Annotated in this window: 23 protein-coding genes; 19 read left to right on the top strand and 4 right to left on the bottom strand. The window is 45.9% G+C overall.

All coding sequences use genetic code 11. The annotated features are described in order from the left end of the window. Positions 1-17 precede the first annotated feature (17 nt). Entirely contained in the window at positions 18-1,313 is a 1,296-nt protein-coding gene (locus tag HNP82_RS10390; protein ID WP_183774182.1) for a tRNA(Met) cytidine acetate ligase, read from the bottom strand. Positions 1,314-1,540: 227 nt separating this feature from the next. On the opposite strand from HNP82_RS10390, the gene HNP82_RS10385 reads away from it, so the two are divergent. The 4 genes from HNP82_RS10385 to HNP82_RS10370 all read left to right on the top strand — a co-directional run bounded on the left by HNP82_RS10385 (position 1,541) and on the right by HNP82_RS10370 (position 5,113). Further along, on the top strand, positions 1,541-2,737 hold the full coding sequence (locus HNP82_RS10385) for an acetate/propionate family kinase (RefSeq protein ID WP_183774179.1): 1,197 nt from the start codon (positions 1,541-1,543) through the stop codon (positions 2,735-2,737). Positions 2,738-2,999: 262 nt separating this feature from the next. After that, positions 3,000-3,527, top strand: coding sequence for a YceD family protein (locus HNP82_RS10380; protein ID WP_183774176.1), 528 nt, complete (start codon positions 3,000-3,002; stop codon positions 3,525-3,527). Positions 3,528-3,530: 3 nt separating this feature from the next. Further along, a complete protein-coding gene (rpmF, locus tag HNP82_RS10375) occupies positions 3,531-3,710 on the top strand; it encodes a 50S ribosomal protein L32 (RefSeq protein WP_183774173.1) in 180 nt (59 codons plus the stop codon). Positions 3,711-3,781: 71 nt separating this feature from the next. Then, on the top strand, positions 3,782-5,113 hold the full coding sequence (locus tag HNP82_RS10370) for a uracil-xanthine permease family protein (protein ID WP_183774171.1): 1,332 nt from the start codon (positions 3,782-3,784) through the stop codon (positions 5,111-5,113). Positions 5,114-5,167: 54 nt separating this feature from the next. On the opposite strand, the gene HNP82_RS10365 is transcribed toward HNP82_RS10370, so the two are convergent. After that, entirely contained in the window at positions 5,168-6,199 is a 1,032-nt protein-coding gene (locus HNP82_RS10365) for a LacI family DNA-binding transcriptional regulator (protein ID WP_183774168.1), read from the bottom strand. A gap of 292 nt (positions 6,200-6,491) precedes the next feature. On the opposite strand from HNP82_RS10365, the gene HNP82_RS10360 reads away from it, so the two are divergent. From HNP82_RS10360 to pheT, 7 genes are all read left to right on the top strand, one after another. Continuing rightward, a complete protein-coding gene (locus HNP82_RS10360) occupies positions 6,492-7,430 on the top strand; it encodes an ABC transporter permease (protein ID WP_183774165.1) in 939 nt (312 codons plus the stop codon). Between the two features lie 11 nt (positions 7,431-7,441). Next, positions 7,442-8,338 (top strand): carbohydrate ABC transporter permease, encoded by an 897-nt coding sequence (locus HNP82_RS10355; protein ID WP_330599536.1) that lies wholly within the window; start codon positions 7,442-7,444, stop codon positions 8,336-8,338. 13 nt (positions 8,339-8,351) lie between these two features. Continuing rightward, entirely contained in the window at positions 8,352-10,061 is a 1,710-nt protein-coding gene (locus tag HNP82_RS10350; protein WP_183774162.1) for a type 2 periplasmic-binding domain-containing protein, read from the top strand. Positions 10,062-10,091: 30 nt separating this feature from the next. Continuing rightward, on the top strand, positions 10,092-11,576 hold the full coding sequence (locus tag HNP82_RS10345) for a glycoside hydrolase family 32 protein (protein WP_183774159.1): 1,485 nt from the start codon (positions 10,092-10,094) through the stop codon (positions 11,574-11,576). 25 nt (positions 11,577-11,601) lie between these two features. Then, on the top strand, positions 11,602-12,567 hold the full coding sequence (locus tag HNP82_RS10340) for a carbohydrate kinase family protein (RefSeq protein ID WP_183774156.1): 966 nt from the start codon (positions 11,602-11,604) through the stop codon (positions 12,565-12,567). A 455-nt stretch (positions 12,568-13,022) separates the two neighbouring features. Next, positions 13,023-14,060, top strand: a complete 1,038-nt coding sequence (gene pheS / locus HNP82_RS10335; RefSeq protein WP_183774153.1) for a phenylalanine--tRNA ligase subunit alpha — start codon at positions 13,023-13,025, stop codon at positions 14,058-14,060. 16 nt (positions 14,061-14,076) lie between these two features. Further along, entirely contained in the window at positions 14,077-16,521 is a 2,445-nt protein-coding gene (gene pheT, locus HNP82_RS10330; RefSeq protein ID WP_183774151.1) for a phenylalanine--tRNA ligase subunit beta, read from the top strand. A 132-nt stretch (positions 16,522-16,653) separates the two neighbouring features. Here the strand turns inward: pheT and rbsK are convergent, their stop codons facing one another. After that, complete coding sequence (rbsK, locus tag HNP82_RS10325; protein ID WP_183774149.1) at positions 16,654-17,556, bottom strand: ribokinase; 903 nt, start codon at positions 17,554-17,556, stop codon at positions 16,654-16,656. Positions 17,557-17,873: 317 nt separating this feature from the next. Between rbsK and HNP82_RS10320 the strand changes: the two genes are divergently transcribed. The 8 genes from HNP82_RS10320 (at position 17,874) to HNP82_RS10285 (ending at position 25,781) form a co-directional block, all read left to right on the top strand. After that, positions 17,874-18,791, top strand: a complete 918-nt coding sequence (locus HNP82_RS10320) for a polysaccharide deacetylase family protein (protein WP_183774146.1) — start codon at positions 17,874-17,876, stop codon at positions 18,789-18,791. A 162-nt stretch (positions 18,792-18,953) separates the two neighbouring features. After that, a complete protein-coding gene (locus HNP82_RS10315; RefSeq protein WP_183774143.1) occupies positions 18,954-19,325 on the top strand; it encodes a GntR family transcriptional regulator in 372 nt (123 codons plus the stop codon). A 2-nt stretch (positions 19,326-19,327) separates the two neighbouring features. Beyond that, entirely contained in the window at positions 19,328-20,182 is an 855-nt protein-coding gene (locus tag HNP82_RS10310) for an ABC transporter ATP-binding protein (protein WP_183774140.1), read from the top strand. A gap of 3 nt (positions 20,183-20,185) precedes the next feature. Beyond that, positions 20,186-20,845, top strand: coding sequence for an ABC-2 transporter permease (locus tag HNP82_RS10305; protein ID WP_183774137.1), 660 nt, complete (start codon positions 20,186-20,188; stop codon positions 20,843-20,845). Between the two features lie 276 nt (positions 20,846-21,121). Next, positions 21,122-21,595 (top strand): ABC-2 transporter permease, encoded by a 474-nt coding sequence (locus tag HNP82_RS10300; protein WP_183774134.1) that lies wholly within the window; start codon positions 21,122-21,124, stop codon positions 21,593-21,595. Between the two features lie 301 nt (positions 21,596-21,896). After that, on the top strand, positions 21,897-23,162 hold the full coding sequence (locus tag HNP82_RS10295; RefSeq protein WP_183774131.1) for an AAA family ATPase: 1,266 nt from the start codon (positions 21,897-21,899) through the stop codon (positions 23,160-23,162). Beyond that, on the top strand, positions 23,155-23,811 hold the full coding sequence (locus HNP82_RS10290) for a hypothetical protein (RefSeq protein ID WP_183774128.1): 657 nt from the start codon (positions 23,155-23,157) through the stop codon (positions 23,809-23,811). Before HNP82_RS10295 ends, HNP82_RS10290 begins: the two co-directional genes overlap by 8 nt. 164 nt (positions 23,812-23,975) lie before the next feature. Further along, entirely contained in the window at positions 23,976-25,781 is a 1,806-nt protein-coding gene (locus tag HNP82_RS10285) for a glucose PTS transporter subunit IIA (protein ID WP_183774125.1), read from the top strand. Here the strand turns inward: HNP82_RS10285 and HNP82_RS10280 are convergent. Continuing rightward, entirely contained in the window at positions 25,759-25,971 is a 213-nt protein-coding gene (locus HNP82_RS10280) for a DUF4315 family protein (protein WP_183774122.1), read from the bottom strand. The two genes, HNP82_RS10285 and HNP82_RS10280, sit on opposite strands and share 23 nt — an antisense overlap. Between the last annotated feature and the right edge of the window lie 100 nt (positions 25,972-26,071).

The raw sequence follows: 26,071 nt of genomic DNA, 5'->3' as shown, positions 1-26,071 counted from the left end.
TGATCCCGCGGTAATGTCTACTGGCAGAAGGTAATAATTTTGCGGCGAAACTCATGGATCACCGGTGAGTGACTCTTTATACTTAATGTTTGGTCATAGAGGGCGCAGGCAAAGGCATCCAGGTTAAATAGCCGCCTTGCACCGGGGCTCTCTAACTGTTCCAAAGCTCTTGCCGGACGGGTGATAATGGGGAGCTGGGATTGCTTTTTGATAGCGCTTAACAAGTCGGAGGATTCCTTCCTGAATCCGAGAAGACGAAGATAAGGCGCGTAATGTTCCCTCTCCAGAATCTTTCTGTCCTCCTGGCGGATACCTAGAAGGATATGGAGCAGCCCCCGCCGGACGCGGGTGGCGGTATAGGACCGGACGGATAGATCGCGGCAAAGCTCTTCAAAACCTGTATAAAATTCGATATAGTCGGCAATGCGATGACCAAGCTCTCTGTCTATATCCAGATAACTTTGAAGATCGTTTCTGTCAGTGGTCATAAGCCGGTAGCCGAGAGCCTGGGAAAAATCGCTGACGGTCACAGGAGGGATAGTCTTTAAATGTTTGGCCACACAAGCGCGTATAGTTTCGGGGAACTGTGAAATCCACAAGGAAGGGTCAAGCCTTTCAATAATTCCCCGGCGCAGGGCGGTGGCGGAACATATGGGAGTGTCCAGGCTTTCGTCGTGGTAGCCGGAGTGAACCCGCTGGACAGGGACGGCCCGGATGGGACACTGGCCGCCGGACAGTTCTTTTAAAGCCATAAGGTATTCCAGAGCCAAAATATTGTTGGGCTGTTTTAAAAGATCTGACAGAAAATCCTCCTGTTTTTTCTTTTGGGGGCTATCTTGATGTACCATATCCGGCGGGGAAAAGGAACGGCTCAGAGCCTGACTGCGCGCCGCGGGCCAGGAGAGGCCTGATTTTAATCCTTCTTTTAAGGCGCGGCGAAAGTCTGGAGGCTCCTCCATGAGAAAATCGGCCAGAGCGTCTAACAGAGGGAGACTGGCATTCTCACAGCCGAAAGCCAGATGGGAGACGACGCCGGTGCCGGCAAGGACAGAGACTCCTGTCCGGGCAAAATCTTTGGCGCTGGCGGTGGCAGCTACAGCGGGCAGTTCAAGAACCGCGTCGGCCCCACAGGCCAGAGCCCACCGGGTCCGTATAAACTTGTCAAAAATGGCCGGCTCGCCCCTCTGGGTAAAGTTCCCGCTCATAATGACAATAGTGTAATCGGCGCGGCACTTCTCCCTGGCCTGCAAAAGCAAATATTCATGCCCTTTATGGAGCGGGTTAAACTCCGCGATAATGCCAAGAACTTTCATAGAAACCTCCTGATGTGAGATAAATGCTCCGGTCATAACAGACAGTATTCTATCATTATAGCGGAGAATATAGGCGGTATCAAGAAGAAAAAATGGAGAAATCCCTTGTATACAATGCCTAATTATTATATAATATTCATGTATCATGTGTAGAAACAGTTCAGCCATCAGGGATAGCCGGGCTGTTGCGATATACAGAAATGTTAATAAAAAGGAGACACGTACCAATGAATGTATTAGTCATTAACTGTGGGAGTTCTTCCCTGAAATTCCAGCTCATTAATTCTGACACTGAAGCTGTTCTGGCCAAAGGTTTGTGCGAGCGTATTGCCATTAACGGAAGCCGTCTTGTTTATCAGCCGGCAGGTCATGACAAGATCCGCAAGGAAGCTCCTATGCCTACCCACATTGAAGCTATTTCCATGGTTATCGAAGCTCTCACAGATCCGGAAATCGGTGTGATCAAAGATATGAGCGAGATCGACGCTGTAGGACACAGAATCGTTCACGGTGGTGAGAAATTTGATTCCTCCACTATTCTGACCGATGAAGTGTACAAGGCTATTGAAGAATGCTCAGAACTGGCGCCCCTTCATAATCCGGCTCACTTAATGGGTATCGACGCCTGCAAAAAGATTATGCCGGACACACCTATGGTTTGCGTGTTCGATACAGCTTTCCATCAGACAATGCCGGAGGAAGCTTATCTCTACGGTCTGCCTATTGAATATTATAAGAAATATAAGATCAGACGCTACGGCTTCCACGGGACAAGCCACAGCTATGTTTCCAAAAAGGCTGCCGAGCTTCTTGGAAAACCTTACGATCAGGTAAAAACAATTGTATGCCATCTTGGCAACGGTGCAAGCTGCTGCGCAGTTAAGTATGGCAAATCTGTAGATACATCCATGGGTCTTACACCTCTGGAAGGCCTGATTATGGGAACACGTTCCGGTGATATTGACCCGGCTATTGTGGAATTTATCGCAAAGAAAGAAAATCTGGACATTGCCGGCGTGATGGAAGTTCTCAACAAAAAGTCCGGTGTCCTTGGCGTATCCGGATATACAAGCGATTTCATGGATCTGGAAGTGGACAGTCTTGCCGGAAAGCCGGAAGCCCTCCTGACAATGAAAGTTTTCGCTTACAGAGTTGCAAAATACATCGGCGCTTATGTGGCCGCCATGAATGGTGTGGACGCCATCGCTTTCACCGCAGGTCTTGGCGAGAATAACCGCTATGTGCGCACGGATATCTGCGCTTATCTCGGATATCTTGGCGTTGAACTGGACCAGGAAAAGAACGCTGTGAGAGGGGAAGATATTATCATCTCTACTCCAGAGTCCAAGGTTGCTGTGATGACCATTCCTACCAATGAGGAGCTGGCCATCTGCCGCGAGACTGTAGCATTGCTGAAGAAGTAATAAAAACCCCGGCGTCTGTCGGGGTTTTTATTTCTATACACAGTGTTTCCTGTGATATGAAAAAACACTCCAAGACGGGATATTTTTTGACTCTGTTGTTACCGTCAGGCCATTTGCGGATAGGTTGGCGGAGGTTCCTGCTTCAAATCGACTGTGAATAGTAAGCTGTCAAGTAAAAATACTTTACAGTTTTTAAATTTTATGTTGACAAAAGGCTTATGGCTATGTATAATTACAATCGTATGAAATTTGGGAGATGCCTATGATAATAAATATTTCTGAACTGTTGTCAACTCCGGGAAAAAGTGTGGATTATCAGATTCCCATAGAGATGGACGCTTTTTGCGTCGGCGGGGAGTCCTATCCTTTTATTAAGAAGGAGATGGTCCGGCTGAACATTACCAATACAGGCGACCGTGAGATCACTATTTCAGGCCGAATCGAGGCTGCCCTTGCCATTCCCTGTGACCGGTGCCTGGAGGAAGTAGTCACACCATTTTCCCTGGATGTGGAGAAGACAGTTGATTTAAAGATGTCTGACGAAGACCGTATTAATGATCTGGACGAGACAAGTTATATTGATCATAGCAGCTTGGATGTTGACCAGTTAGTGTCAAATGAGATCCTGATTCATTTCCCTATGAAAACATTATGCCGTGAAGATTGTAAGGGAATCTGCTTTAAGTGCGGACAGAACTTAAATCTTGGCGAATGCGGATGTGACCGGGAGTCATTAGACCCTAGAATGTCGGCGATCCGGGATATTTTTAAGAATTTTAAGGAGGTGTGATCCATGTCTATCTGTCCAAAAAATAAATCTTCTAAAGCAAGACGCGACAGCCGCAGAGCTAACTGGAAAATGACAGCTCCGGCTTTAGTGAAGTGCAGCAAATGTGGCGAGTTAATGATGCCTCACAGAGTTTGCAAAAAATGTGGGTCTTACAACAAACGCGAGATCGTTTCTGTAGACTGATGATGGAATCAAAAAGGCTTCCGCACAGCGGAGGCCTTTTTGCATTATAGAAAAACTCAGGAGGAATGAAAATGAAAGCACAAGCAGATGTTAAGCGCAGCGGGGAGCTGTTTAAGCTTAACGGAAAGCCGTCTTTCGGCGCGGCTTTTCCCCAAGCGCTGCAGCATGTGTTGGCGATGCTGGTGGGAAATATTACACCGCCTATGCTTATTGCCAGTTCACTGAACCTTACAGACGCTCAGCAGACAATGCTGATCCAGGCAGCCATGATTATTGGCGGTCTGACCACACTTTTACAGTTATTTCCGATTTTAGGATTTGGTATGGGGCTGCCCAGTGTTATGGGTGTGGCTTTCGCCTATATGCCTATTCTCACGATGATTGGAACCCAGTATGGGATAGCGGCCATTTTCGGGTCTCAGCTTGTGGCCGCCTTTGCCTCTATTTTTATTGGCATGTTTATAGGAAAAATACGAAAGTTTTTTCCACCCATTGTCAGCGGTACTGTAGTGTTAAGTATCGGGTTGTCTCTCTATGAAACAGCGATCAATTATATCGGCGGCGGTTCAGGAGCCCAGGCGGACGGGACTTTCGGTTCCCCGAAATTCTGGATACTTGCCATTGTAACGCTGGTGGTAACTTTAGGGTGCAGCCTGTTCGGAAAAGGCTATATTAAAGTTTCCGGTATGATCATTGGTATTATCGTGGGCTATGTTGCAGCTCTGATTATGGGCGACGTCATTGATTTTTCAGATGTGGCCCAGGCGTCTGTATTCGCCCTTCCTGTGCCATTCGCTTTTGGCCTGGAATTTCATCCGGACGCTATTTTGATGATGATCCTGATGTACATTGTCCAGGCAGTACAGACTATCGGGGATGTGTCCTCCACGGCTATGGGAGGTTTTAACCGGGAGGCCACAGACAAAGAACTTGGAGGCGCTATTAAAGGGCAGGGCATCTGCGGAATGATCGGCGCCTGCATCGGCGGGCTTCCCACAGACCCATACAGCCAGAATGTAGGTCTGATCTGCACCACAAAGGTTGTGGCAAAGCGGGTATTTACCATTGTGGCAGTGATCATGCTGGCCGCGGGTATTTTCCCTAAGTTCAGCGCCTTTATGGCCACGATCCCTCAGCCGGTCCTTGGCGGCGCCACAGTCACTGTGTTTGCGGCCATCACCATGTCCGGCATTCAGCTCCTCGGGGAGCAGCCTTTAAATTACAGGAACAAGCTGATCGTAGGTATTGCCCTGGCCATCGGCATTGGTATCGACAGTGTGCCGTCCATTCTTCAGTTCTGTCCTCAGCTTGTGCAGAACATTTTGGGAAGCTCACTTGTTGTATCCTTCCTTATTGTGTTTATTTTAAATCTCATTGTCCCGGAAGATAATTCGCCGGAATAACTGGATAAGGCCAAAATGGGGCCGGACAGATCTAAACGTCTGTCCGGCCCCATTTTAACATTGGAGCAGCCCTGTAGATTCTCTGAATTTTAAACTGGTCCGAACGTGGGTGATCCGGTAGGGAGTATCAGGAGCCTTGATCCTGGAGAGAAGCATATCGGCGGCAATATATCCGATCTGTGAACTGGGAATATCAACTGTAGTCAGATGGGGTTCAACGAGTCTGGACTCGGCGGCATTGTCAAAGCCTGTGATCTTAACGTCTTTGGGCGCTGTGATTCCGCATTTTTTCAGGACGCGGATCAGATCAATGGCCACAAAATCATTGGCACACACAAAAACGTCAGGGAGCTGCAGAGTCCGGCGCACAGTCTCTTCAAGCACCTTTTTGTCGGCAAAAACACTTTTTCCCATAAACTGGGAATTGCAGGACTGAAGGTGATTGGCCTCAAGGGCGTGGATAAAGCCTTCGTAGCGTTCCAGAAAAGAACGGCAGTGATAAGGATTACCCGCGAAAGCCAAACGGCGAAGTCCGTTTTGTATCAGCCTGTCAGTAAGATTAAATACACTCATGTGGTTTTCCATGAGGAGAAAGTCCGCGTTGATACGGGTCATGTCAGTGCCCGCGGCGGTATCTACAAAAAGGAGGGGAATGTTTAAAGCGCTGAGCATTTCGATATATTCAGTATCAAAAAGTTCGAGACAGATGATTCCGTCTGTTTTTTCCGGGTTAAATCCCAGAGGAAGGCTCATTGAGGCTATTTCTTTATCTCTCACCGGAAACATAGACAGACGGCAGTGATTCCGGCTGATCCGCTCCTGGAAAGTATTCAGGGCATAAGTGCCGAAATGAGAGCCGTAGGGCATATTTTGAGTGATCAGCGCCAGTTCCTTTACATCGGTTTTTTCCGGGGCAGGCTGGGACAGATAGATCACCCGGCGGTAACCCATTTCCGCTGCCTTGTTCAGAATTTTCTGACGGGTTTCGTTGGCAAGGACTCCTGTGTTATTCAATGCTTTTGAAACTGTATTTCTGGAAAGACCCAGAGCGTCTGCAATATCCTGAATGGTCGTTTTCTTTTCCATAAAGACCTACCTCTCAAATCTTAGTGTTACATTTAATGTAATCCAATTGTGCAGATTTGTCAAATGTAAAAATCAAAGTTGGCAGATATTTATAAAGACTGTCTGTGCATATAGCTGTGTAATTATAGCGTGTGTGCAAATGTAAAATAAATAATTTGAGCAAATGTAAAAACAGTATTGACATTATGCACAATGAATGGTACTATAAACATAACAAATAACAAATCTGTGCATAAAAAGAACGTTCAAAGAAGTGCAGAGTATGCAAATGTAAACACAGGAGGGTGTAAAAATGAAAGTTTTTCGTAAAAAAAGCACGGCGGTTGCCAGACAGACGTCCGGGGAAAAGCTGAAGTATATTAAAAAGAACTGGCAGCTTTACGTGTTTTTTCTGCTGCCGGGGCTTTTACTGACACTGATCTTTAAGTATGGTCCTATGGGCGGCATTCTCATCGCTTTTGAAGATTATAACGTTATTGACGGTGTTCTTGGCAGTCCGTGGGTGGGACTGGATTATTTTAAACGGTTCCTCTCCTCGCCGGATTTTATGAATTATCTGATGAATACGCTGAAGTTGAGCGTGTACGGGCTTTTGTGGAGTTTCCCCATACCGATCATACTGGCGCTTTTACTGAATCAGATCCGAAGAACCGGAATCCGAAAAAAAATCCAGCTTCTGATCTACGCCCCGAATTTTATCTCGGTTATCGTCCTTTGCGGTATGGTCCGCATGTTTCTCTCACCGGTAGGTCCGATTAATTCCCTTCTCGGAATTGATACAAACTGGATGACAATGCCGGGCGCTTTCAGAACTATTTACATTGCCAGCGGCATCTGGCAGACGGCGGGATGGTCATCTATTATGTATACAGCCGCCCTGTCAAACGCCAGCAAGGATCTGGAAGAAGCGGCGGTCGTGGATGGCGCCAATATCCTCCAGCAGATCCGATATGTACAGCTTCCCGCTATTAAAAATATTATTGTGATCCAGTTTATTTTACAGGCGGGAAATATTATGAGTATTGGATTTGAAAAAGCTTACGCTTTACAGACAGATATGAACCTTCCGGCTTCAGAGATCCTTTCTACATATGTATACAGACTTGGTCTTCTCAATGGCGACTATGGATATTCAACGGCCGTGGGGCTTTTCAACTCAGTGATCAACGTGATACTTCTTATATTGGTCAACTGGGTCGTTAAGAAGCTTAATGACGGCGAAGGATTATAAAGGGGGATTTGATGATGGAAACAAGACGAATGAAACTGGGGTTATCCGACAGAGTAATTCTTGGTGTGGGATTTACGCTCCTTGGCCTGTTTGTCATCGCGGTCTTTGTGCCGCTGGCTTATGTGGTCCTGGCCTCTTTTATGGACCCTAATGTACTTAATAATCAGGGGATCAGCTTTAACTTTAAAGACTGGACGCTGGAAGCCTACCGGCGGGTGCTGGGAAATGCCATGATCTGGCGCGGTTTTGCCAATTCCTTCTTTTATTCGGCAGCATTTACAGTTATTTCTGTGTTTGTGACGCTTCTGGCCGCTTATCCCATGTCTAAAAAAGACTTTGTGGGACGGAAGTTTTTTAATATTATATTTGTCATCACTATGTTTTTCGGCGGAGGAATGATTCCTACATTCATATTGATCAACAATCTTCATCTGGTAAACACTGTCTGGGCAATCATCCTCCCGGGAGCGTTTAATGTGTGGAATATGATCCTCGCCAGAACATATTATCAGTCTATTCCAACTGAACTCCGGGAGGCCTCCTCGCTGGATGGAGCCAATGAGCTTCAGCACTTTTTTAAGATTATGATGCCGGTGTGCAAGCCGATCATCGCCGTGCTGGCCCTCTGGTCATTTGTAGGCATGTGGAACAGCTATTTTGACGCTATGATCTATCTCAATGACGCTGACATGCAGCCCCTTCAGCTGGTTCTGCGGTCCATCCTTGTTCAGAATACGCCTCAGCCGGGCATGATCGCGGATATCCAGAGTACGGCGGAAATGTCCAAGGTGGCGGAGCTGCTGAAATATGCCACGATTATTGTATCCAGCCTGCCGCTGCTGATCATGTACCCGTTCTTCCAGAAATATTTTGATAAAGGCATTATGGTAGGTTCTGTAAAAGGTTAGGAAGGTGAAAAGAATGAACAGAAAAATAAAGAGACTGACAGGATTGGGGCTGGCAATGATATTTGCTTTTTCTGCCGCGGGGTGCGGCGGAAGAGGCGCCCAGGTGGCGGAGATTGATCCGGATACACCGATAGAGGAGGTCGCATTTCCGTTGGCGGAGACAAAAGAGCTGTCCTTTATTACAAGCGCTCCGGCGACGACCACACAGGATCCTAATGAGAAACTGATTTTCCAGAGACTGGAGGAACAGACGAATGTCCATATTGACTGGACCTGTTTTGTGGAGGATCAGTTTGCCGATAAGAAAAATCTTGCCCTGGCTCAGTTTGGAAATCTTCCGGACGGGCTTTTTACGGCGGGGATGAGCAACTATGATCTGCTCAGGTACGCGAAGCAGGGAATCATAATTCCTCTGGAAAACCTTATTGATAAATATATGCCCAATCTCCAGGCAGTATTTGAGAAATATCCGGAGTACAGGACTATGTGTACGGCCCCGGACGGACATATTTACGCCTTCCCGTGGATAGAACAGCTCGGCGAAGGAAAAGAGGCGATACAGGCTATTGGCAATATCCCTTATATTAACAAAAAGTGGCTGGATTTCCTCGGACTTGAGGTACCTGAAACGACTGATGAGCTGGAGCAGGTCCTTATCGCCTTCCGGGATAACGCGGATGCCATTGAGACTGAATTTAATATTGAGGGGGATGTGATCCCCATGTCGTTTATCATCAACAACGGTGACCAGGACCCGGCAATATTGATCAATGGTTTTGGGGAAGGTTACGGGGATACAGGAGATCATTTCGCCGTGACGGATGAAGGTGAAGTGATCTATACCACAGTCCAGGAAGGTTACAAAGAGGGGATCAAGTGGCTTCATTCCCTTGTGGAGCAGGATCTTGTAGACCCGGAGGCATTTACCCAGGAATGGTCCACCTATGTGGCCAAAGGAAAAAATCACAGATACGGGCTGTGTTTTACATGGGACATTGCCAACATTGACAATTATGAGGATTATGTCATGCTTCCGGCCCTGGCCGGGCCGGATGGCCTTGTGAATATTACACGGCAAAACGGCAGCGAGACCAGCGGCTTTGACCGCGGAAGATGCGTGCTGACCACAAGCTGCCGGGATACGGCTCTGGCCGCGGCCTGGATCGATCAGATGTACGCGCCCCTTCAGTCGGTACAAAATAACTGGGGGACCTACGGGGAAGAAGACGCCGATAACATTTTTGAACTGAGTACCAACGCGGAAGGCGGGGGAATGTTAAAACATCTGGATCTGGGCGACGCTTCCCCTGTAGAAGTACGGCAGGCTCAGTCAGTTAATGGCCCTCTGGCTGTGCTGAACGAATATTACGATGTCTACGTTACCCAGCCGGCTGATGCCAAGTGGCGTCTGGACAATATGCATGAGACTTACCTTGAAGATATGAACAGTCAATATGTCTATCCAAATGTATTTATGAGTATTGACGATACGAACAGAGTGTCACAGCTTGACACGGATATCAAAAAATACGCTGAGCAGAAGAAAGCAGACTGGATTTTAAATGGCGGCATTGATGAAGAGTGGGATTCCTATCTCCAGAAAATGGAAGATTATGGACTCTCAGAGTATCTCGGGATTAAGCAGAAATATTTTGACCAGTATCAGGCGTCGCTGTCCGGTCAGGGTGAAGAAAACGCGGACACGACTGCTTTGGAAAATTAAAGAAAAATCAGTGAAAGGAAGCGATAAAATATGACAAGCCAGACACTCCGTGAAGCAAGAAGATATGAGGAAGCCTCCGAAAAAATGATCAGGAAAGAGGAACGGCCGGAATTTCATTTATCCACCCGTACAGGCTGGATGAATGATCCCAATGGGTTTTCCTTTTATAACGGGAAATATCATCTTTTTTATCAGTATAATCCCTATGAGTCAAAATGGGGTCCTATGCACTGGGGCCATGCGGTGAGTCAGGATCTTCTCCACTGGGAGTATCTTCCAGCGGCTATGGCTCCCGATGAGGCTTATGACAGAGACGGGTGCTTTTCCGGGAGTGCTGTGGCGCTTCCGGATGGCAGACATCTGCTCATGTATACCGGCGTGGTCCGGCAACGGCAGGATGACGGCGAATACCGGGATATACAGACGCAGTGCGTGGCAGTAGGCGACGGCATGGATTATGAAAAGTATGAGGCCAACCCGGTGCTGGACAAAACAGATCTTCCAGAGGGAAGCAGTGTCCATGATTTTCGTGACCCGAAAATATGGAGTAACGGGGATGGCACCTATAGCTGTGTGGTGGCCAACCGGGCAGCCGATGGCACCGGGCAGATTTTGCTGTTTACAAGCCCTGACGGATTTGACTGGAAATTTAAGAGCGTCCTTGACGCTAACCGCGGCCGGTTCGGACTGATGTGGGAGTGCCCTGACTTTTTTCTGCTGGACGGGAAATGGGTACTCTTAACCAGCCCTCAGGATATGCTGCCGGAAGGCTTTGAGTACCATAACGGTAATGGGACGCTGTGCCTTATCGGCGATTATGATGGGGAGACCGGAACGTTTGCGGAACACCATAACCAGGCTATTGATTACGGTATTGATTTTTATGCCTCCCAGACAACCCTTACGCCTGATGGTCGAAGAGTAATGATCGGATGGATGCAGAACTGGGATACCTGCAGCCTGAGGTCTCCGGAGGAGAAGTGGCTGGGGCAGATGAGCATTCCCAGGGAACTTTCGATCAGAGATGGCCGGCTGTTCCAGCAGCCGGTAAGAGAACTGGAAAGTATGCGTGCCAATAAAGTGGCTTATCATGATATCACTTTTTCGGATGTGATCACTCTGGATGGAATACAGGGAAGGACAATTGATATGGAATTGTCCATAAGATCAGGCAGCCCGGATTCTGTGTATCAGAAATTTGCTGTGCGTTTTGCCCAGAATGACCAGTATCAGACCGCTTTAAGTTTTCGCCCTCATGAGTCTGTGCTGAAGGTGGACAGAAAGTTTTCCGGATCCCGCAGAGCGATCATTCATCAGCGCAGAAGCCTTGTAAACAGTAAAAATGGTGAACTAAAACTGAGAATGATCCTTGACCGGTTCAGCGTGGAAGTTTTTATTAATGACGGGGAACAGGTCATGACGGCAATTATGTATACAGATCCGTTGGCGGACGGGATTTCTTTTTTTGCTGATGGAAAGGTGACGATGGATGTCGTGAAATATGACCTTATATAAAATATCTGAGAAAGGGAAATGATCTATGAAAACATATGATGTGACAGCTCTTGGTGAACTTCTCATTGATTTTACGGAAAACGGCGTCAGCGGCCAGGGTAATCCTCTGTTTGAGGCAAACCCTGGAGGGGCGCCCTGCAATGTCCTGGCCATGCTGGCAAAACTGGGGCACAGTACGGCGTTCATTGGGAAAGTTGGACGGGACTTTTTCGGGGAACAGCTAAAATCAGCTATTGAAGAAGCGGGTATTGATTCATCCTGTCTTCGCATGGATAAAGATGTCCATACGACTCTGGCTATGGTTCATACTTTTCCCGACGGGGATCGGGATTTCTCCTTCTATCGAAGCCCTGGGGCGGATATGATGCTCACGGAAGATGAGATTCCGGAAGATGTTGTGAAAAATTCCCGGATTTTCCATTTTGGCACCCTGTCTATGACCCATGAAGGCGTGCGCAGAGCTACAAAAAAAGCTGTCAGGATCGCCGAAGACGCGGGATGCGTTCTTTCTTTTGATCCGAATCTGCGCCCGCCTTTGTGGGACAGCCTGGATGAAGCCAGAAAGCAGGTCCTCTATGGCCTGGAACACTGCCATATTCTGAAGATCTCTGACAATGAGATCCAATGGCTGACCGGAAAAGAGGATTATACAGAGGGTGTGGCGTGGATCAATGAGCGGTTTTCCATTCCTCTGATCCTGGTGTCTATGGGAAAAGAGGGGAGCAGAGCTTATTACCGGGGAATGATGGTCCAGGCAGCCCCGTTTCTTCAGGATAATACGGTGGATACAACCGGGGCCGGCGATACCTTCTGCGGATGCGTCCTTCACTATATCTGCGGCCACGGCCTGGAAGCATTGGATATGGAAGATCTTCAACGGATGCTTATCTTTGCCAATGCCGGAGCCTCTTTGATCACAACCCGCAAGGGCGCGCTGAGAGTGATGCCTTTTCCGGAGGATATTGAAAAGCTGGCGGGCGGGGCTTACTGACCCGGCCGCGGCTTTGAGGGCGGTCAGGTGTTTTTGGGACTGAAAAACGGCGATTTTATCACGGGTGTCATTGACAAATATTCTGATAAGTGTTAGAATCAAAACGATTTGTGGCTATGAACATATGTGAGTACAGGAGATGTAGTGAGACAGAGATGAGATGTCACCGGCTGAAAGCATTTCACACGAGCCTTCTGGAAGTTTCAGTATGGGAGCCTTCCGGCGAAAAGCGGGAGCCGCGTTAAGCCGGATGCCAGTGCGGCAGTAAAGCACGTAAAATGAGTGCAGAGTATAAAATACTCTGAAATAGGGTGGTACCGCGATGAACATCGTCCCTTGTTTTTTGGCAGGGCGGTGTTTTTTTGTGTCACAGAAAACGGCGTTTCCTGCGACATAAAAAACGCTCCGCGCAGGATCGCACTGCCGCGGTAATAAATGAAAAAAGGAGAATCGCAATGAAGGATAAAATCGCTGAAATTTTATCGGAAGCAAACGCAAAAATCGCCTCAGCAGCCAGTGAGAGCGAACTGCAGAGCGTAAAAAACGCTTATATCGGCAAGCAGGGTTCTTTAAGCTTACTGATGAAAGAACTTCCCACAGTTGATCCGGCCCTTCGCCCGGAAATGGGAAAATTGCTGAACCAGGCTAAAAATCAGGTGAAAGAGCAGATTGACGCAAAGCGTATGGATCTGAAACTTAAAGCTTCACAGGTATCCCCGGATTTTGACTGTTCTGTTCCAGGTATTATGCCGTCAAAGGGAGCCCTTCATCCCATAACACAGATGTGCTACGATTTAAATGATACTTTCCGTTCCATGGGATTTGAAATTTTTTCCGGAAACGAGATTACCAGTGAGCTGTACGCTTTTGATAAGCTGAATTTCCCGCCTAACCATCCGGCCCGGGAGAGCATGGATACTTACTGGCTGGAAGGCCATGACAGCGGCAGTACCAATGAAAAGCTCTGTCTGCGTCCCCATCTCACTGGCGAGAGTGTCCGCTATATGCAGACACACAAGCCGCCCTACCGTTTTGTATATCCAGGCCGCGTATACCGCAATGAGACAACCGACGCTCACCATGAGCGAGCCTTTTTCCAGTATGAGGCGCTGATCGTTGACAAAGACATTACCTTTACTTCCGGTATTGTTATGATCAAAAGTATTTTAAGCAAGGTTTTCGGAACCGATGTGGCTGTAAGAATGCGTTCCGGTTTCTTCCCCTTTGTTGAGCCGGGCTTTGAGATTGATATGGAATGCCAGGTATGCGGCGGCAAAGGATGCAGTGTTTGCAAGCATGTAGGCTGGATCGAGGTTATGCCCGGCGGTTCACCCCACCCCAATGTACTGCGGGCTGCAGGACTGGATCCGGATGAATATACCGGCTTTTATGTAAATATTGGCCTGGACCGTCTGGTTATGATGCGCTACGGTGTTGACGATGTGCGGCTGTTCCACAGCGCGGATCTCAGATTCCTGAAACAGTTCAGATAAGGGGAGGAAGTTTGAAATGAAATTATCATTATCATGGATTAAAGATTACGTCAGTATTCCTGAAGATACTGATTTGAAAAAACTGGCCTATGACCTTACCATGTCAACTGTTGAGGTGGAGGATGTGGAATACCTTGCCCGCCGTTTTGACAATATGGTTGTAGGGGTGATCGAAAAAATTGAGGCTCATCCAAACGCGGATAAGCTGAGAGTGTGCAAAGTGGATATTGGCGGTGGAGAGGTCAAGGACATTGTCTGCGGTGGCATTAACCTGAAGGAAGGCATGAGAGTGGCCGTATCCTGTCCCGGCGCCGTTGTCCGCTGGCACGGCGAGGGCGAACCGGTTGTCATTAAAAATTCCAAACTGCGGGGGGTTGAATCTTTCGGCATGATCTGCGCTTCCGAGGAGATTGGCCTGGGAGAGTTGTTCCCTTCAAGTCAGGAGGCTGAAATTCTTGACCTGTCCGCTTTTGATGTGCCTGCGGGAACACCTCTGGCTAAGGCTTTGGACATGGACGATGTGATTCTTGAAATTGACAATAAATCAATGACCAACCGTCCCGACCTGTGGGGACACTATGGTATTGCCCGGGAGATCGCCGCTTTATATGATCTGCCTTTAGTGACCATTGATCCTTATAAAACAGATGTGGCTTCGGATTTTAAAGTGGAAATTAACGATCCGGACCGCTGTACACGGTATATCGGCGTGGAAATGTCCGGCGTGGGTGTAAAACCGTCCCCATATATGATGCAGAACCGTATCTGGAAGGCAGGTATGCGCCCCATCAACGCCCTTGTGGATATTACAAACTATGTGATGCTTGCCACAGGCAACCCGACCCACGCCTTTGACGCAGACAATATTACCGATCATATTGTTGTAAGACATGCGGCTTCAGGGGAAAAGCTGACGCTGTTAAATGAAAAAGAACTGGAACTGTGCCCCGACGATCTTGTGATCACAGATTCGGAAGGCCCTGTCGCCCTGGCCGGCGTTATGGGCGGGGCAAAAGATTCCATTTTGCCGGACACAAAGCGTGTGATCCTTGAGGTCGCCAACTTTGAGTCTACCGGTATCCGCAGAACGGCGCTGCGCTATGATACCCGCACCGAGGCTTCCTCCAGGTATGAAAAGGCTGTGGATCCGGAGCGTTGTGATCAGGCCCTCGCCCTGTCTATGAAATATTTTAAAGAGCTTTACCCGGAACTTAAAGTCACCGGATTTTGCGATAATTATGTGAAACCGCTGAAAAAAGCGGAAATTGACGTAAGCCTGTCCTGGCTGGCGAAACGTATCGGAAAGACTCTGCCTAATGAAGTGATCCGCAAAAAGCTGGAGCTTCTCGGATTTGAAGTTGAAATTGCCGGCGATAATATGCATGTGATTGCACCTGCATGGCGTTCCACCGGGGATATCTCCATCAAAGATGATGTTATGGAAGAAGTGGCGAGAATGTACGGCTACGATAATTTTGAGCCCACAGCATTTACCACGTCTTTTGACCACGCCATTAACCAGAAAGATCAGGATCTGATCCGCAACATTAAAGAATATCTGGCCGGACGCTGTGGTATGCAGGAAGTTTACACCTATCCATGGATGAATGATATCTTTGTCAACGCCGTTTTACAGACCACCGAGGGCGTGTTAAAGCTGTCCACTCCTCCGGCGCCGGATTTAAGCTATATCCGCTGCTCCCTGCTGCCAAATTTGTGCGAGGCGGTAGTGAAAAATGAGCGTTATTTTAACGACTTCTCTATTTTTGAAGAAGCGCTTGTATTTTTTGATAAAAATTACAGCACCCCATATGACCCGGCGGAATCCCTTCCGGAACAGCGCAGACATATCGGCGGTGCCTTTGCCAGCAGCGTGAAAAATATTACAGAGCTGTTCAGAGAAGCCAAGGGTGTTCTAGAGTATATGCCCCGTTTCACCCATATGGAAGGTTTTGAATTTAAGAAAGAAGAGAAGCCTGTGTGGGCGGACAATGTGGTGTGGTTAAATATCTGGCGTGGCGATGAAAAGATTGGCGATATGGGCCTTCTCTCAAAGAAAGTGTCCCTGGAATGCGGTATTAAAAATCTTTCCGTCATGCTTTTTGAACTGGATGCTTCCAGATTGCAGCCGTTGAAATCAAGAACCAACAAATTTACCCACCTTGCCGAGTATCCGGAAGTGGAATATGATATTTCCATGCTCTTTGATTCAGAAGCTGTATGGAACGATATTTATGACGCTATCATGGGTCAAAAGAAAGCCAGCGCTCTTGTGAAAAACGCGGATTTTGTTGATGAGTACAGAGGCAAACAGATTCCCGAAGGAAAGAAGTCTGTGACGATCCGTCTGACTATCGGTTCCGGTGAAAAGACGCTCACTTCTCAGGAAATTGAAAACGCGGCAAATCAGGTGATGAAAAAACTCGGCAAAAAGTTGAATGCCCAGTTAAGAACTCAATAATCAGAGATAAAGTAAAAAGCTGTCTTTTAAAGCATGGTTTAAAGTGCTTTAAGAGGCAGCTTTTTTTTCGCAATACGTCTGGACGCGCTGCGTGCCGGCGGCACGTGTTTAGTTCCCGCCGGAGCCAGTATACTAGATCTTTGGTGCATGAGCAGGCATCCAACGGGCAACGGCGGCTCTGTCCGGCATTCCGGTCTGGGCTCCCATTTTTTCTGTGGACAGGCTGGCCGCCGTATTGGCAAAGCGCAGGGCTTCCTCCAAAGTCTGGCCCTGGGAGAGGCCGCAGGCGAGGGCTCCGTTAAAAGTATCTCCGGCTCCGGTGGTGTCTGTGACATTTGCCGGACGGGGCGGGATAAAGACGGATCTTGCGTTGATCCAGGCAGCGGCGCCCTGATCGCCCAGAGTGATGATTGCTTTGCCTTTGCTTTTTTCTAACATCTGTTCAATGGATTGATCTTCCCCGTAAAGAAGGGCCGCCTCATGCTCGTTTGGCGTGACATAGGTAATCTTGTTCATAAAGTTCTGGGGTACCGGCAGAAAAGGCGCCGGATTATAGATTACTGTCTTTCCATGTTTCCAGGCCATATCCGCAGCGTAAGCGACAGTTTCAAAAGGAATCTCATTTTGCAGGAGAATAATATCAGCCTGTAAAATATTTTCTTTTTCCTGGGAAATATATTCCCGGCTTACATATTGATTGGCGCCGGCGATGACAATGATGGTATTATCCTTTTGGGCGACGGTGATCATGGCAATGCCGCAGGATGTTTTTGACACAGAACGGATGTGTCGGGTGTCCACATTGTTTTTTGCAAGATTGTCTATCAGGCGTCCGGAGAAAATATCATCGCCCACACAGCCAAACATAGTCACGTCGCCGCCAAGTCTGGCTGCCGCCACAGCCTGATTGGCGCCTTTGCCGCCGGGAATGTAGGAAAGATGGTGCCCGGCAACAGTTTCACCGACTTTGGGATGGCGTTGTGTCTGGACCGTCATATCCATATTTATCGAACCGATAACAGCTATTTTTTTCATAAGTTTTTCCTCCTTTATTCCCGCGAGCAACGAGACAAGCGGACATTTTTAGCGTTATTATATCCTTTTTTCTCTTATTTTTCCAGTATGTATATCTAAATGCCGGATGACGGCAAAACACGGGGAAGCGTTGGAATTTTGTCAGTTCTTTTTAAGGTTTTGGCATATAAAAAAGATAGAATCTTGTTGTATAATGCCTCTAATAAAAAGACCAAGGGGGCGGCAATTCCCGCCGGCCGTTAATATACAGGAGGTGTGAAATATTGAGATATATACAGAATCATGGAAATAAACGCAGGAAAATAGCAGGTAAATTCTTGATTTTTATATTTATTGTTGTATTAATGGCAGCAGGAATATTTTCCGGCTGCAGCACCAAAGAATCTTCTCTCCGGCAGGAAAGTGAGAGTCAGCAGTTAAAACAGGATGGCAGGGAAAACGGGACGGCAGATAAGGAGACCGATACGAGGAAGGAGACAGAGACGGAATCTGAAACTGTAGCTGTGCCGGAGCGGCTCTCCCCGGGGACAAATGAAGTTTTACAGGTACCCTCTAAACCAGAGGGAGATAAAAAGGCAGATTCCGCTTCTGCTCCGGATGGAAATAAAGACAACCAAAAGATTGTTTATCTTACTTTTGATGACGGTCCCTGCTCCACAACCCCGAAACTTTTGGATGTGTTGGATAAATATCAGGTGAAGGCCACCTTTTTTGTCACCGCTCAGTTTATGAGTGAAGATGACCTTGTGGAGCAGATCAAGAATATCAGTGACCGGGGCCATAGAGTAGCTGTACATAGTTATTCCCACGATTATAAGCAGATTTATAGCTCTGTGGACGCTTTTATGGCCGATTATAATAAGATGGATCAGCTTATACAGAAAGCTACCGGAACACCCAGTAAGATTTTCCGCTTCCCCGGCGGCAGCAACACCGGATATAATGAGGCAATCCGGACAGATCTGATCCGCCGGGTGAAAGATGAAGGGCTGATTTATTATGACTGGAATGCTTATGACGGAGATTGCGACGGATATAAGGGGGATGACCTGATCAAAAGAGCCGTCAAGGAAAGTACATATACAAAACGTTCTATTTTATTAATGCATAATATTCCGGGAAAGGATACTGTTATTGAATCCCTCCCTGAGATCATCCGCCAGTTGAAGGAAGCGGGATACAGTTTTGAACTTATTGATGAAAATACAGATCCCATACAGTTTGCCAAAGGATGAAAGACTGGGGGAAAGGGGGAAATCCCTTTTCCCCGGTCTTTTTTTAACTGATTGAAATAAACAGTATATAACAGTTGACAACAGTTTAATACTGTTATATACTGTTTATTGAACAGAGGAGATGCCCGGAGTTGCGGGTGAAAATAAAAGAGGAAGATCAAAATGAAGATAATTATTAACGGGGCATCCATGGTGCCTATTTATGAGCAGATCATTGATCAGATCAAAAAAATGATTGTTGACGGGACGCTCAAAGAAAATGATATTCTTCCCTCTGTCCGTACTTTGTCAAAGGAACTTAAAATCAGTGCCCTGACTGTGAAGAAAGCCTATGACAATCTGGAGCAGGAAGGGTTTACCGTGACTGTTCACGGTAAAGGAACCTATGTAAAGGCAGCCAATAAGGAACTGATGCGAGAAGAATATCGCAGGGAAGTTGAAGCCGATTTGGAAATGGCCATACAAAAAGGCAGAAGCTGCGGATTAACAGATGATGAGATCAGAGAATTAGTTGACCTTATCATGGAGGAGTAAGAATGGATAACAGGATTGAAATCAGAGATTTAAAGAAAAGGTATGGAACTTTTGAGCTTAATTGTTCTTTGAATGTGTGTCCGGGACAGATCACCGGACTAATCGGGCCAAACGGCGCCGGGAAAAGCACCACATTTAAGGCGCTTTTAGGCCTGATCCGGCCGGACGGCGGGGCAGTGAAACTTTTTGGCAAGGACGTCTCGGCTCTTACCGCCAGCGACAGGGAGAGACTGGGCGTTGTGTTGTCAGATTCTGGCTTTTCAGGTTATCTGACCATCAAGGATATTGTTCCTGTAATGAACAGCTTGTACTGTCAGTTTGATAAATCTTATTTTTTGGAGCGGTGTCGGGACTTTGAGCTTCCCTTGGACAAAAAAATTAAAGATTTTTCTACGGGGATGAAGGCCAAGTTAAAAGTGTTATCCGCCATATCCCACAATGCCGGTCTTCTTGTGCTGGATGAGCCTACGGCGGGGCTGGATGTGGTGGCCAGAGATCATGTCCTTGGGCTTTTGCGGGATTACATGGAAATGAATGAGGAAAACGCGATTTTGATCAGCTCCCACATCGCCACAGACCTGGAAGGACTTTGCGATGATCTGTATATGATCTGTAAAGGCAAAGTTGTTCTTCATGAGGATACAGATGTTCTTCTTGGAAGTTATGGAATTTTGAAAATGGACGAGGAACAGTTTGCCCGGATGGATAAACAGTATGTGGTGAAAACAGTGAAAGAAAGCTACGGTTACTGCTGTCTCACCAGTGAAAAACAGTTTTATCTGGAAAATTATCCTGGGATGGTGGTTGAAAATGCCGACATTGACGGCGTGATTATGTGTATGATCCGGGGGGAATGAGGTATGAAAGGTTTATTGATTAAAGATTACAAACTGATGAAAAATCAGAAAGGCTATTTTATTGTTCTGTTTCTGCTGTGTGTGGTTTTTGCGGCAAGAGAGGGCGGTGAAAGTTTTTGCGTGGGTTTTATCACCTATGTCTGCTCCCTGTTTTGTATCAGCACCATCAGCTACGATGAATTTGACAACGGCAACGCGTTTTTATTTACGCTGCCCTTTACGCGGGCTCAGTATGCCCTTGAAAAGTACGGTTTTGGCCTGCTCACCGGAATACTTGCCTGGGCTGTGGGAACACTGATTGCCAGTGTGGCCTGGGGACTTAGAAATCCCCAGACAGAGCTGCTGACACAATGGCTTCCTCAATGCCTGATGCTGCTTGCCGCCGACTGGGTTCTTCTGTCCCTTTTGATTCCGTTCCAGTTAAAGTTTGGCGCGGAAAAGGGCCGTATTGTTCTTCTGATCGTCCTTGGCGTCCTTTTCGCTGCCATTTTTGCAGGAGGATATGTTCTTCAGCTTCTGAATGTGAAGCTGGGAGACAGTTTTGATTTTGTTTCTGCTTTGGAAAAGGCTGGTTTTACCGCAGCCGTCCTTATCATCGGCGCAGTGGCTATGGTCATTTCTGCCTTGATCAGCAGGGGCATCGTGGAAAAGAAAGAGTTTTAAGGTGTAACAGTTTAGCCATCAGAGCTGGGCGGACTGGTTTATGCTTGCATAAGAATCTGGCCGCCCCAGTTCTGATGAGCGGAGCGCCTGAAAATGAGCAAAGGAGCAGCGTAAGCCGCGGGTCAGCGCGTAAGCGCGCCCAGCGTAGGCGCGGGCTGAAGTGTTACTTTAAATGAACTGTTACTTTTAAGTTTTTAAGGTTCGCGGGAGGGGCTGGGAAGATGAGAGGGTTATTGATCAAAGATTTTATGCTGATGAAAAGGCAGAAATTATTTTTTGCCGCTATGGGTATTGTCTGTGTCTGTTTCCTTTTCTTGGCAGAAAGGGAAAATATTATGGTTGAGCTGCTTTCTTATGGCTTTATGCTATTTGCTATTTGCTGTAAATACAGCGACCATTGATGATGAAAATAACGGAACCCCCTTTTTATTAACTTTACCTGTCACGCGGACAACGTACGTGAAGGAAAAATATTTTTTGAGCGGGTTATGTTTATGTGCGGCGTGGTTGCTGTCTGTTGGCCTGGCTTATCTTGTTCACATGGGCTCTGCACAAAATATTCCCGCGCCGGCATCGCAATACTATTTAGAAAATATAGTGTATCTTGTGTTTGTGATGATGGCGATCATTTTGCCAATCCGTTTAAAGTATGGATACGGTGAAACAAGTAAAAGTTTTATGGTGTTTGCCCTGTTAGCTCTTGTCGCGATGATCTGTTTTGGGCCGGAATTGGCCCAGGGCATACAGTAGTTTTCGGAAAATTATCCGGCCGGCAGCGGTTTTCTGCAATCTCTCCCTTTCCGTGTTGCTTTTGGTATTGCTGTCTCCCTGGTCAGTGTGATGATCTCCTATAGAGTGAGTATACGGGTCATGGATGAAAAAGAATATTGATTTTTCTGGGCCGGCATTTTCTGTGTCGGTCTTTTAATATTATTTGGAAAAATTGGATATAATTATTAATACAAAAAAATAAATTTGACTGATATAAATATGTATATTATAATGATAAAAACGATGAGGAAAAACAAAAAAAAGTTTTTGGAGGAGTGTCATGATACTTAATTATAAATTTAAAAATTTTATGTCTTTTAAGGAAAATGTAGAATTTTCCATGGTGGCGCCAAAAACAAAAGTTAAAAAAAGATTTCCTGATAATTTTATCACAACCAATGTTGGAGTTGATGTGTTAAAGACTGCTGTTGTTGTTGGAGAAAATGCAGGCGGAAAATCTAACTTTATCAGAAGTTTATCTTATTTTCAGTCATTTTTTTTGAAAACGGAATCAACAAAAGCCTATAATAATTTTATAAATACGAATAATAACCAGGATTTTTGTCCTAAAAAAAGTAATACATTACAATCGTTTGAAATTGAGATTTTTGTCAAAGAAAACATTATGTATCTCTATCACTTAGAGGTGGATTTTGTTGGAATCGTAAAAGAAGAACTTTATTTCAAAAAATTAGAAAAAAATAAATATAAAAAAATATTTTCTGTAGCAAGGAATCAATGTCAGATAGAATGTAAAAATAAAGACGAATGTATAAACCAAAAATGTTATACGGAAGTTAAGGTTGCCTATATTTTTGATATACCGGGGTTTGAAAAAGAAATTGAGAGAGTTTTGGAAAATGCGGCCAATAAAGAAAAAGCTCTTGGCTTAACAGTGACTAAACTTGCGATGTTAGGGAATGAACACGGGATTGCATTTACAGACTGGGTAAAAAATGTTTTGTGTCCGGAGACAAATATTATAAATTATGATATCTATAAATCTATGAAAAACGAAGTTGATGATTTGAGAATATTACATGATTCAAGGTATTTGGATATTTTCAGAATGATTGATTATAGTATTATAGATTTGAAGGTGGATGAAGAAAAACCCTTTTCAAAAACTATGGTGATCCGTAAAAAAAAGGATGGCGGCACTTTTTCCAGAGATCTGGTTCACGATTCAAGCGGTGTCCGTGAATTTTTTGCATGGGCTGTCCAGATTTTTAAAGTGGTCTATGAAAATAAGATTGTGTTTGCCGATGAGATGGACCGTGTATTAAATCCTGTTTTATCCGATCGGGTTATTTCTTTCATAAATGGAAAAAATCATTTTGGACAATTTATTTTTACCACACATAACGTTTTACATCTGGATTTAAAAAACTATATGAAAGAACAGATTTATTTTGTTACAAAAGATATCGAGACTTTAGAATCAGAATTATATTCATTAGCAGATTTTCCAGAAATAAGATATGAAACCACAAAAATATACGAATTTTATATGAAAGGGATTTTGGGAGGTACAGCTATTGAGTAGAAAATTGCGTGTAACAAAAAAGAATTTTAAGGTTTTTTGTGAAGGCGATACAGAATATAATTATATTGATAAAATGCGTCGGCAGAAAAAACTTTCAATCGCTATAAAACCAGTGAATATGAAGGGTGGGGGTTATAGCAATTTTTTAGATCGGGTAAAAACAGACGGTACTGCAAACTGCCTGGCAAAATTTATAATTATTGATGGGGACCGGGCAGTAGCAGATGATAGTGAAAAAAGAAATTTGCGGAAACTTTTAGAATATTGTATGTTACAAAATCAAAGTGAAAGAGTTCCGCATTTTTTGATTTTGGATTATCCTGATTTTGAGTATATTGCCTGTATGCATACACCTAAATATAGGGGACAGAATGTAACTCAATATATTATGAAAGAACTTGGGTATAAAAGTATAGATGAATTTAAGACTGATTTAAATGTTTATAATATTCTTAATACCAATGGAAATTCTTACAACCGAATGCTGTCATCGCTAAAAAAAGAAGATTGTTTTGTTGTTAATCATTTTTCGATAAACAGAAAGCATTACGAAATAAAAGTTTCTACCGTTTATGATTGGGAAAAATTGGGGAAAAAGGGGTCTAATATTAATGAATTTTTTGAAGTGATCGACGGTTTTTATACATAAACTTATAGGAGGTTTGATAGCAGGAACCAAGGGCACATGAACAGGCAGCATAAAACCTATAGGTATATACTTCACAACTAATACGTGGCTTCTTTAAGGACAGTTTTAGGGCTATACTGTGTTTAAAGTAAGCGGAAAGCTTATAAGAAGAAGGAGGATATACTATGGGAAAGTACAGGAAACTGGCCGAAGACATTGTAAAAAATGTGGGCGGCAATGAGAATATTAACAGCGTGACCCACTGTATTACACGGTTGAGATTCCGGCTGAAAGATGAGAGCAAAGCTCATGATGACGTTCTTAAAAATATGGACGGCGTGGTCACTGTGATGCACAGCGCCGGACAGTACCAGGTCGTCATTGGAAATCATGTGCCCTTTGTCTATGAGAATGTCTGCGCTGTGTGTGGCATTGAAAATGGTCCGAAAGAGGAGGTCAAGGAGGAGGCTCCCAAGGGCGTTTTTAATAAGCTTATTGATATTGTCAGCGGCTGCTTCCAGCCCATTTTAGGCCCGCTGTGTGCGTCAGGTATTATCCGGGGCCTGAACGCTCTCCTTGTATTTATTCTGGGGACATCCTATAACGCCAGCGGTACATATGCCATTCTCAACGCCATCGGCAACGCGATTTTCTATTTTCTACCGATTATCTTAGGCTACACTGCGGCGAAAAAATTTAACGTTAATGTTATTGTAGGCATGATCATCGGCGGCGCTCTGTGTTACCCTGCCATCCAGGCGGATGCCCTGGCGGCGGCCGGAGATGCCATCGGTTCTATTCCGCTCATTGGGGATTTTTATTCGACATTTCTCGGCATTCCGTTTGTCCCTGCCAATTATACAAGCAGCGTTGTCCCGGTAGTCATTATTGTCGCTCTGGCGGCGCTGATCCAAAAATACGCGAAAAAGATTATACCGGAGGCGTTTCAAAACTTCTTTGTCCCTTTTTTCGTGCTGCTGATCAGCCTGCCTATTGGCCTGCTTATTATCGGGCCGGTAATCTCACTGCTCACTGAACTGCTAAGTCAGGGATTCGCGGCGGTTTATACATTCTCGCCAATTATCAGCGGACTTCTGGTAGGTTTTGCATGGCAGATCCTTGTGATCTTTGGTCTCCACTGGGCGATCGTGCCTCTGGCCATGGTCAATATAGAAAATCTCGGATATGATACCATCCTTGTGGGACAGTTTGGCACTACTTTTGCCATGACAGCGGTGCTGATCGCCATGTGCCTGCGGATGAAAGACAAAAAGAGGAAATCTCTCGCGGTGCCTATGATCATTTCCGGGTTCTGCGGGGTGACAGAACCTGGCATTTATGGTTACGCCCTTCCTGAAAAGAAGCCGTTTATTTTTGCCTGTATCGCGGCGGCTATCGGCGGCGGTGTATTTACTATGATGGGCGGACACCAGTACATTGTGGGCGGCCTTGGGATTTTTGGAACTGTAAGCTTTATTGACCAGCAGACCGGAGACGCCACGTCTATGTGCTATTCCTTTGTATGTATTGTTGTGTCCATGGTTATCGGATTTTTGCTGACCTATATTTTCTGGAGAGACCATTTAGCTGGGGCAACAGCCGTTGAAACAGTGGGAACATCTGTGCCAGCCGCGGGGACATCTGGGGAGGATCAAAAGAGCGAGGTGCTTGGAGCGCCTATGAAGGGGATAGTTATTCCGTTAAGTGAACTGAAAGACGAGGCTTTTTCCTCCGGCCTTATGGGTGAGGGCGTGGGAATTGAGCCGAAAGAGGGGAAAGTTGTATCCCCGGTCAACGGCACAGTCTCTACTTTATTTCCAACCCTCCACGCTATTGGAATTACCAGCGACAGCGGCGCCGAACTGCTGATCCATGTAGGTATGGATACTGTACAGTTGGATGGCGAGGGCTTTAAGGCCTATATGCTAACTTTGCAAAAAAGTTACACTAAAAGTATTCTGACGCTCCTCACACCTCAAGAAACGTCATAAGCTCCTGCATACTCTTACCGCTCCTGCGGAAGGCATCCATGATCTGTTTTGCCTCTATGGACTGCTTCTGTTCCTGGAGTTCAAGCAGCCTTTGGGTAAGCTCGTCAACCTTCTCCTGAGCCTTTTGAAGTTCAGCTGTTACCTTTGAGATCTCAGTCTTAATCGATGATAGTGAACGTGTCCTCGCCATAATCTTCTTCCTCCTCGGGTGCTTTGTCTGTAGGTGTTTGATTCTCTGATAACTGATTGCCTATTTCTATCGCTATGCTTTTGACATCTGTATCAGACAG

The sequence above is a fragment of the Catenibacillus scindens genome, assembly GCF_014202115.1.
GTDB classification, from domain to species: Bacteria; Bacillota; Clostridia; order Lachnospirales; family Lachnospiraceae; genus Catenibacillus; species Catenibacillus scindens.
Note: the sequence above shows the minus strand (reverse complement) of the source record. Positions and strands in the feature narration are given on the sequence as shown.

Excerpts from the sequence above, each read along its gene's own strand:
- HNP82_RS10390 (WP_183774182.1), bottom strand. The coding sequence starts at position 1,313 with ATGAAAGTTCTTGGCATTATCGCGGAGTTTAACCCGCTCCATAAAGGG.
- HNP82_RS10385 (WP_183774179.1), top strand. The coding sequence starts at position 1,541 with ATGAATGTATTAGTCATTAACTGTGGGAGTTCTTCCCTGAAATTCCAG.
- HNP82_RS10380 (WP_183774176.1), top strand. The coding sequence starts at position 3,000 with ATGATAATAAATATTTCTGAACTGTTGTCAACTCCGGGAAAAAGTGTG.
- rpmF (WP_183774173.1), top strand. The coding sequence starts at position 3,531 with ATGTCTATCTGTCCAAAAAATAAATCTTCTAAAGCAAGACGCGACAGC.
- HNP82_RS10370 (WP_183774171.1), top strand. The coding sequence starts at position 3,782 with ATGAAAGCACAAGCAGATGTTAAGCGCAGCGGGGAGCTGTTTAAGCTT.
- HNP82_RS10365 (WP_183774168.1), bottom strand. The coding sequence starts at position 6,199 with ATGGAAAAGAAAACGACCATTCAGGATATTGCAGACGCTCTGGGTCTT.
- HNP82_RS10360 (WP_183774165.1), top strand. The coding sequence starts at position 6,492 with ATGAAAGTTTTTCGTAAAAAAAGCACGGCGGTTGCCAGACAGACGTCC.
- HNP82_RS10355 (WP_330599536.1), top strand. The coding sequence starts at position 7,442 with ATGATGGAAACAAGACGAATGAAACTGGGGTTATCCGACAGAGTAATT.
- HNP82_RS10350 (WP_183774162.1), top strand. The coding sequence starts at position 8,352 with ATGAACAGAAAAATAAAGAGACTGACAGGATTGGGGCTGGCAATGATA.
- HNP82_RS10345 (WP_183774159.1), top strand. The coding sequence starts at position 10,092 with ATGACAAGCCAGACACTCCGTGAAGCAAGAAGATATGAGGAAGCCTCC.
- HNP82_RS10340 (WP_183774156.1), top strand. The coding sequence starts at position 11,602 with ATGAAAACATATGATGTGACAGCTCTTGGTGAACTTCTCATTGATTTT.
- pheS (WP_183774153.1), top strand. The coding sequence starts at position 13,023 with ATGAAGGATAAAATCGCTGAAATTTTATCGGAAGCAAACGCAAAAATC.
- pheT (WP_183774151.1), top strand. The coding sequence starts at position 14,077 with ATGAAATTATCATTATCATGGATTAAAGATTACGTCAGTATTCCTGAA.
- rbsK (WP_183774149.1), bottom strand. The coding sequence starts at position 17,556 with ATGAAAAAAATAGCTGTTATCGGTTCGATAAATATGGATATGACGGTC.
- HNP82_RS10315 (WP_183774143.1), top strand. The coding sequence starts at position 18,954 with ATGAAGATAATTATTAACGGGGCATCCATGGTGCCTATTTATGAGCAG.
- HNP82_RS10310 (WP_183774140.1), top strand. The coding sequence starts at position 19,328 with ATGGATAACAGGATTGAAATCAGAGATTTAAAGAAAAGGTATGGAACT.
- HNP82_RS10305 (WP_183774137.1), top strand. The coding sequence starts at position 20,186 with ATGAAAGGTTTATTGATTAAAGATTACAAACTGATGAAAAATCAGAAA.
- HNP82_RS10295 (WP_183774131.1), top strand. The coding sequence starts at position 21,897 with ATGATACTTAATTATAAATTTAAAAATTTTATGTCTTTTAAGGAAAAT.
- HNP82_RS10285 (WP_183774125.1), top strand. The coding sequence starts at position 23,976 with ATGGGAAAGTACAGGAAACTGGCCGAAGACATTGTAAAAAATGTGGGC.
- HNP82_RS10280 (WP_183774122.1), bottom strand. The coding sequence starts at position 25,971 with ATGGCGAGGACACGTTCACTATCATCGATTAAGACTGAGATCTCAAAG.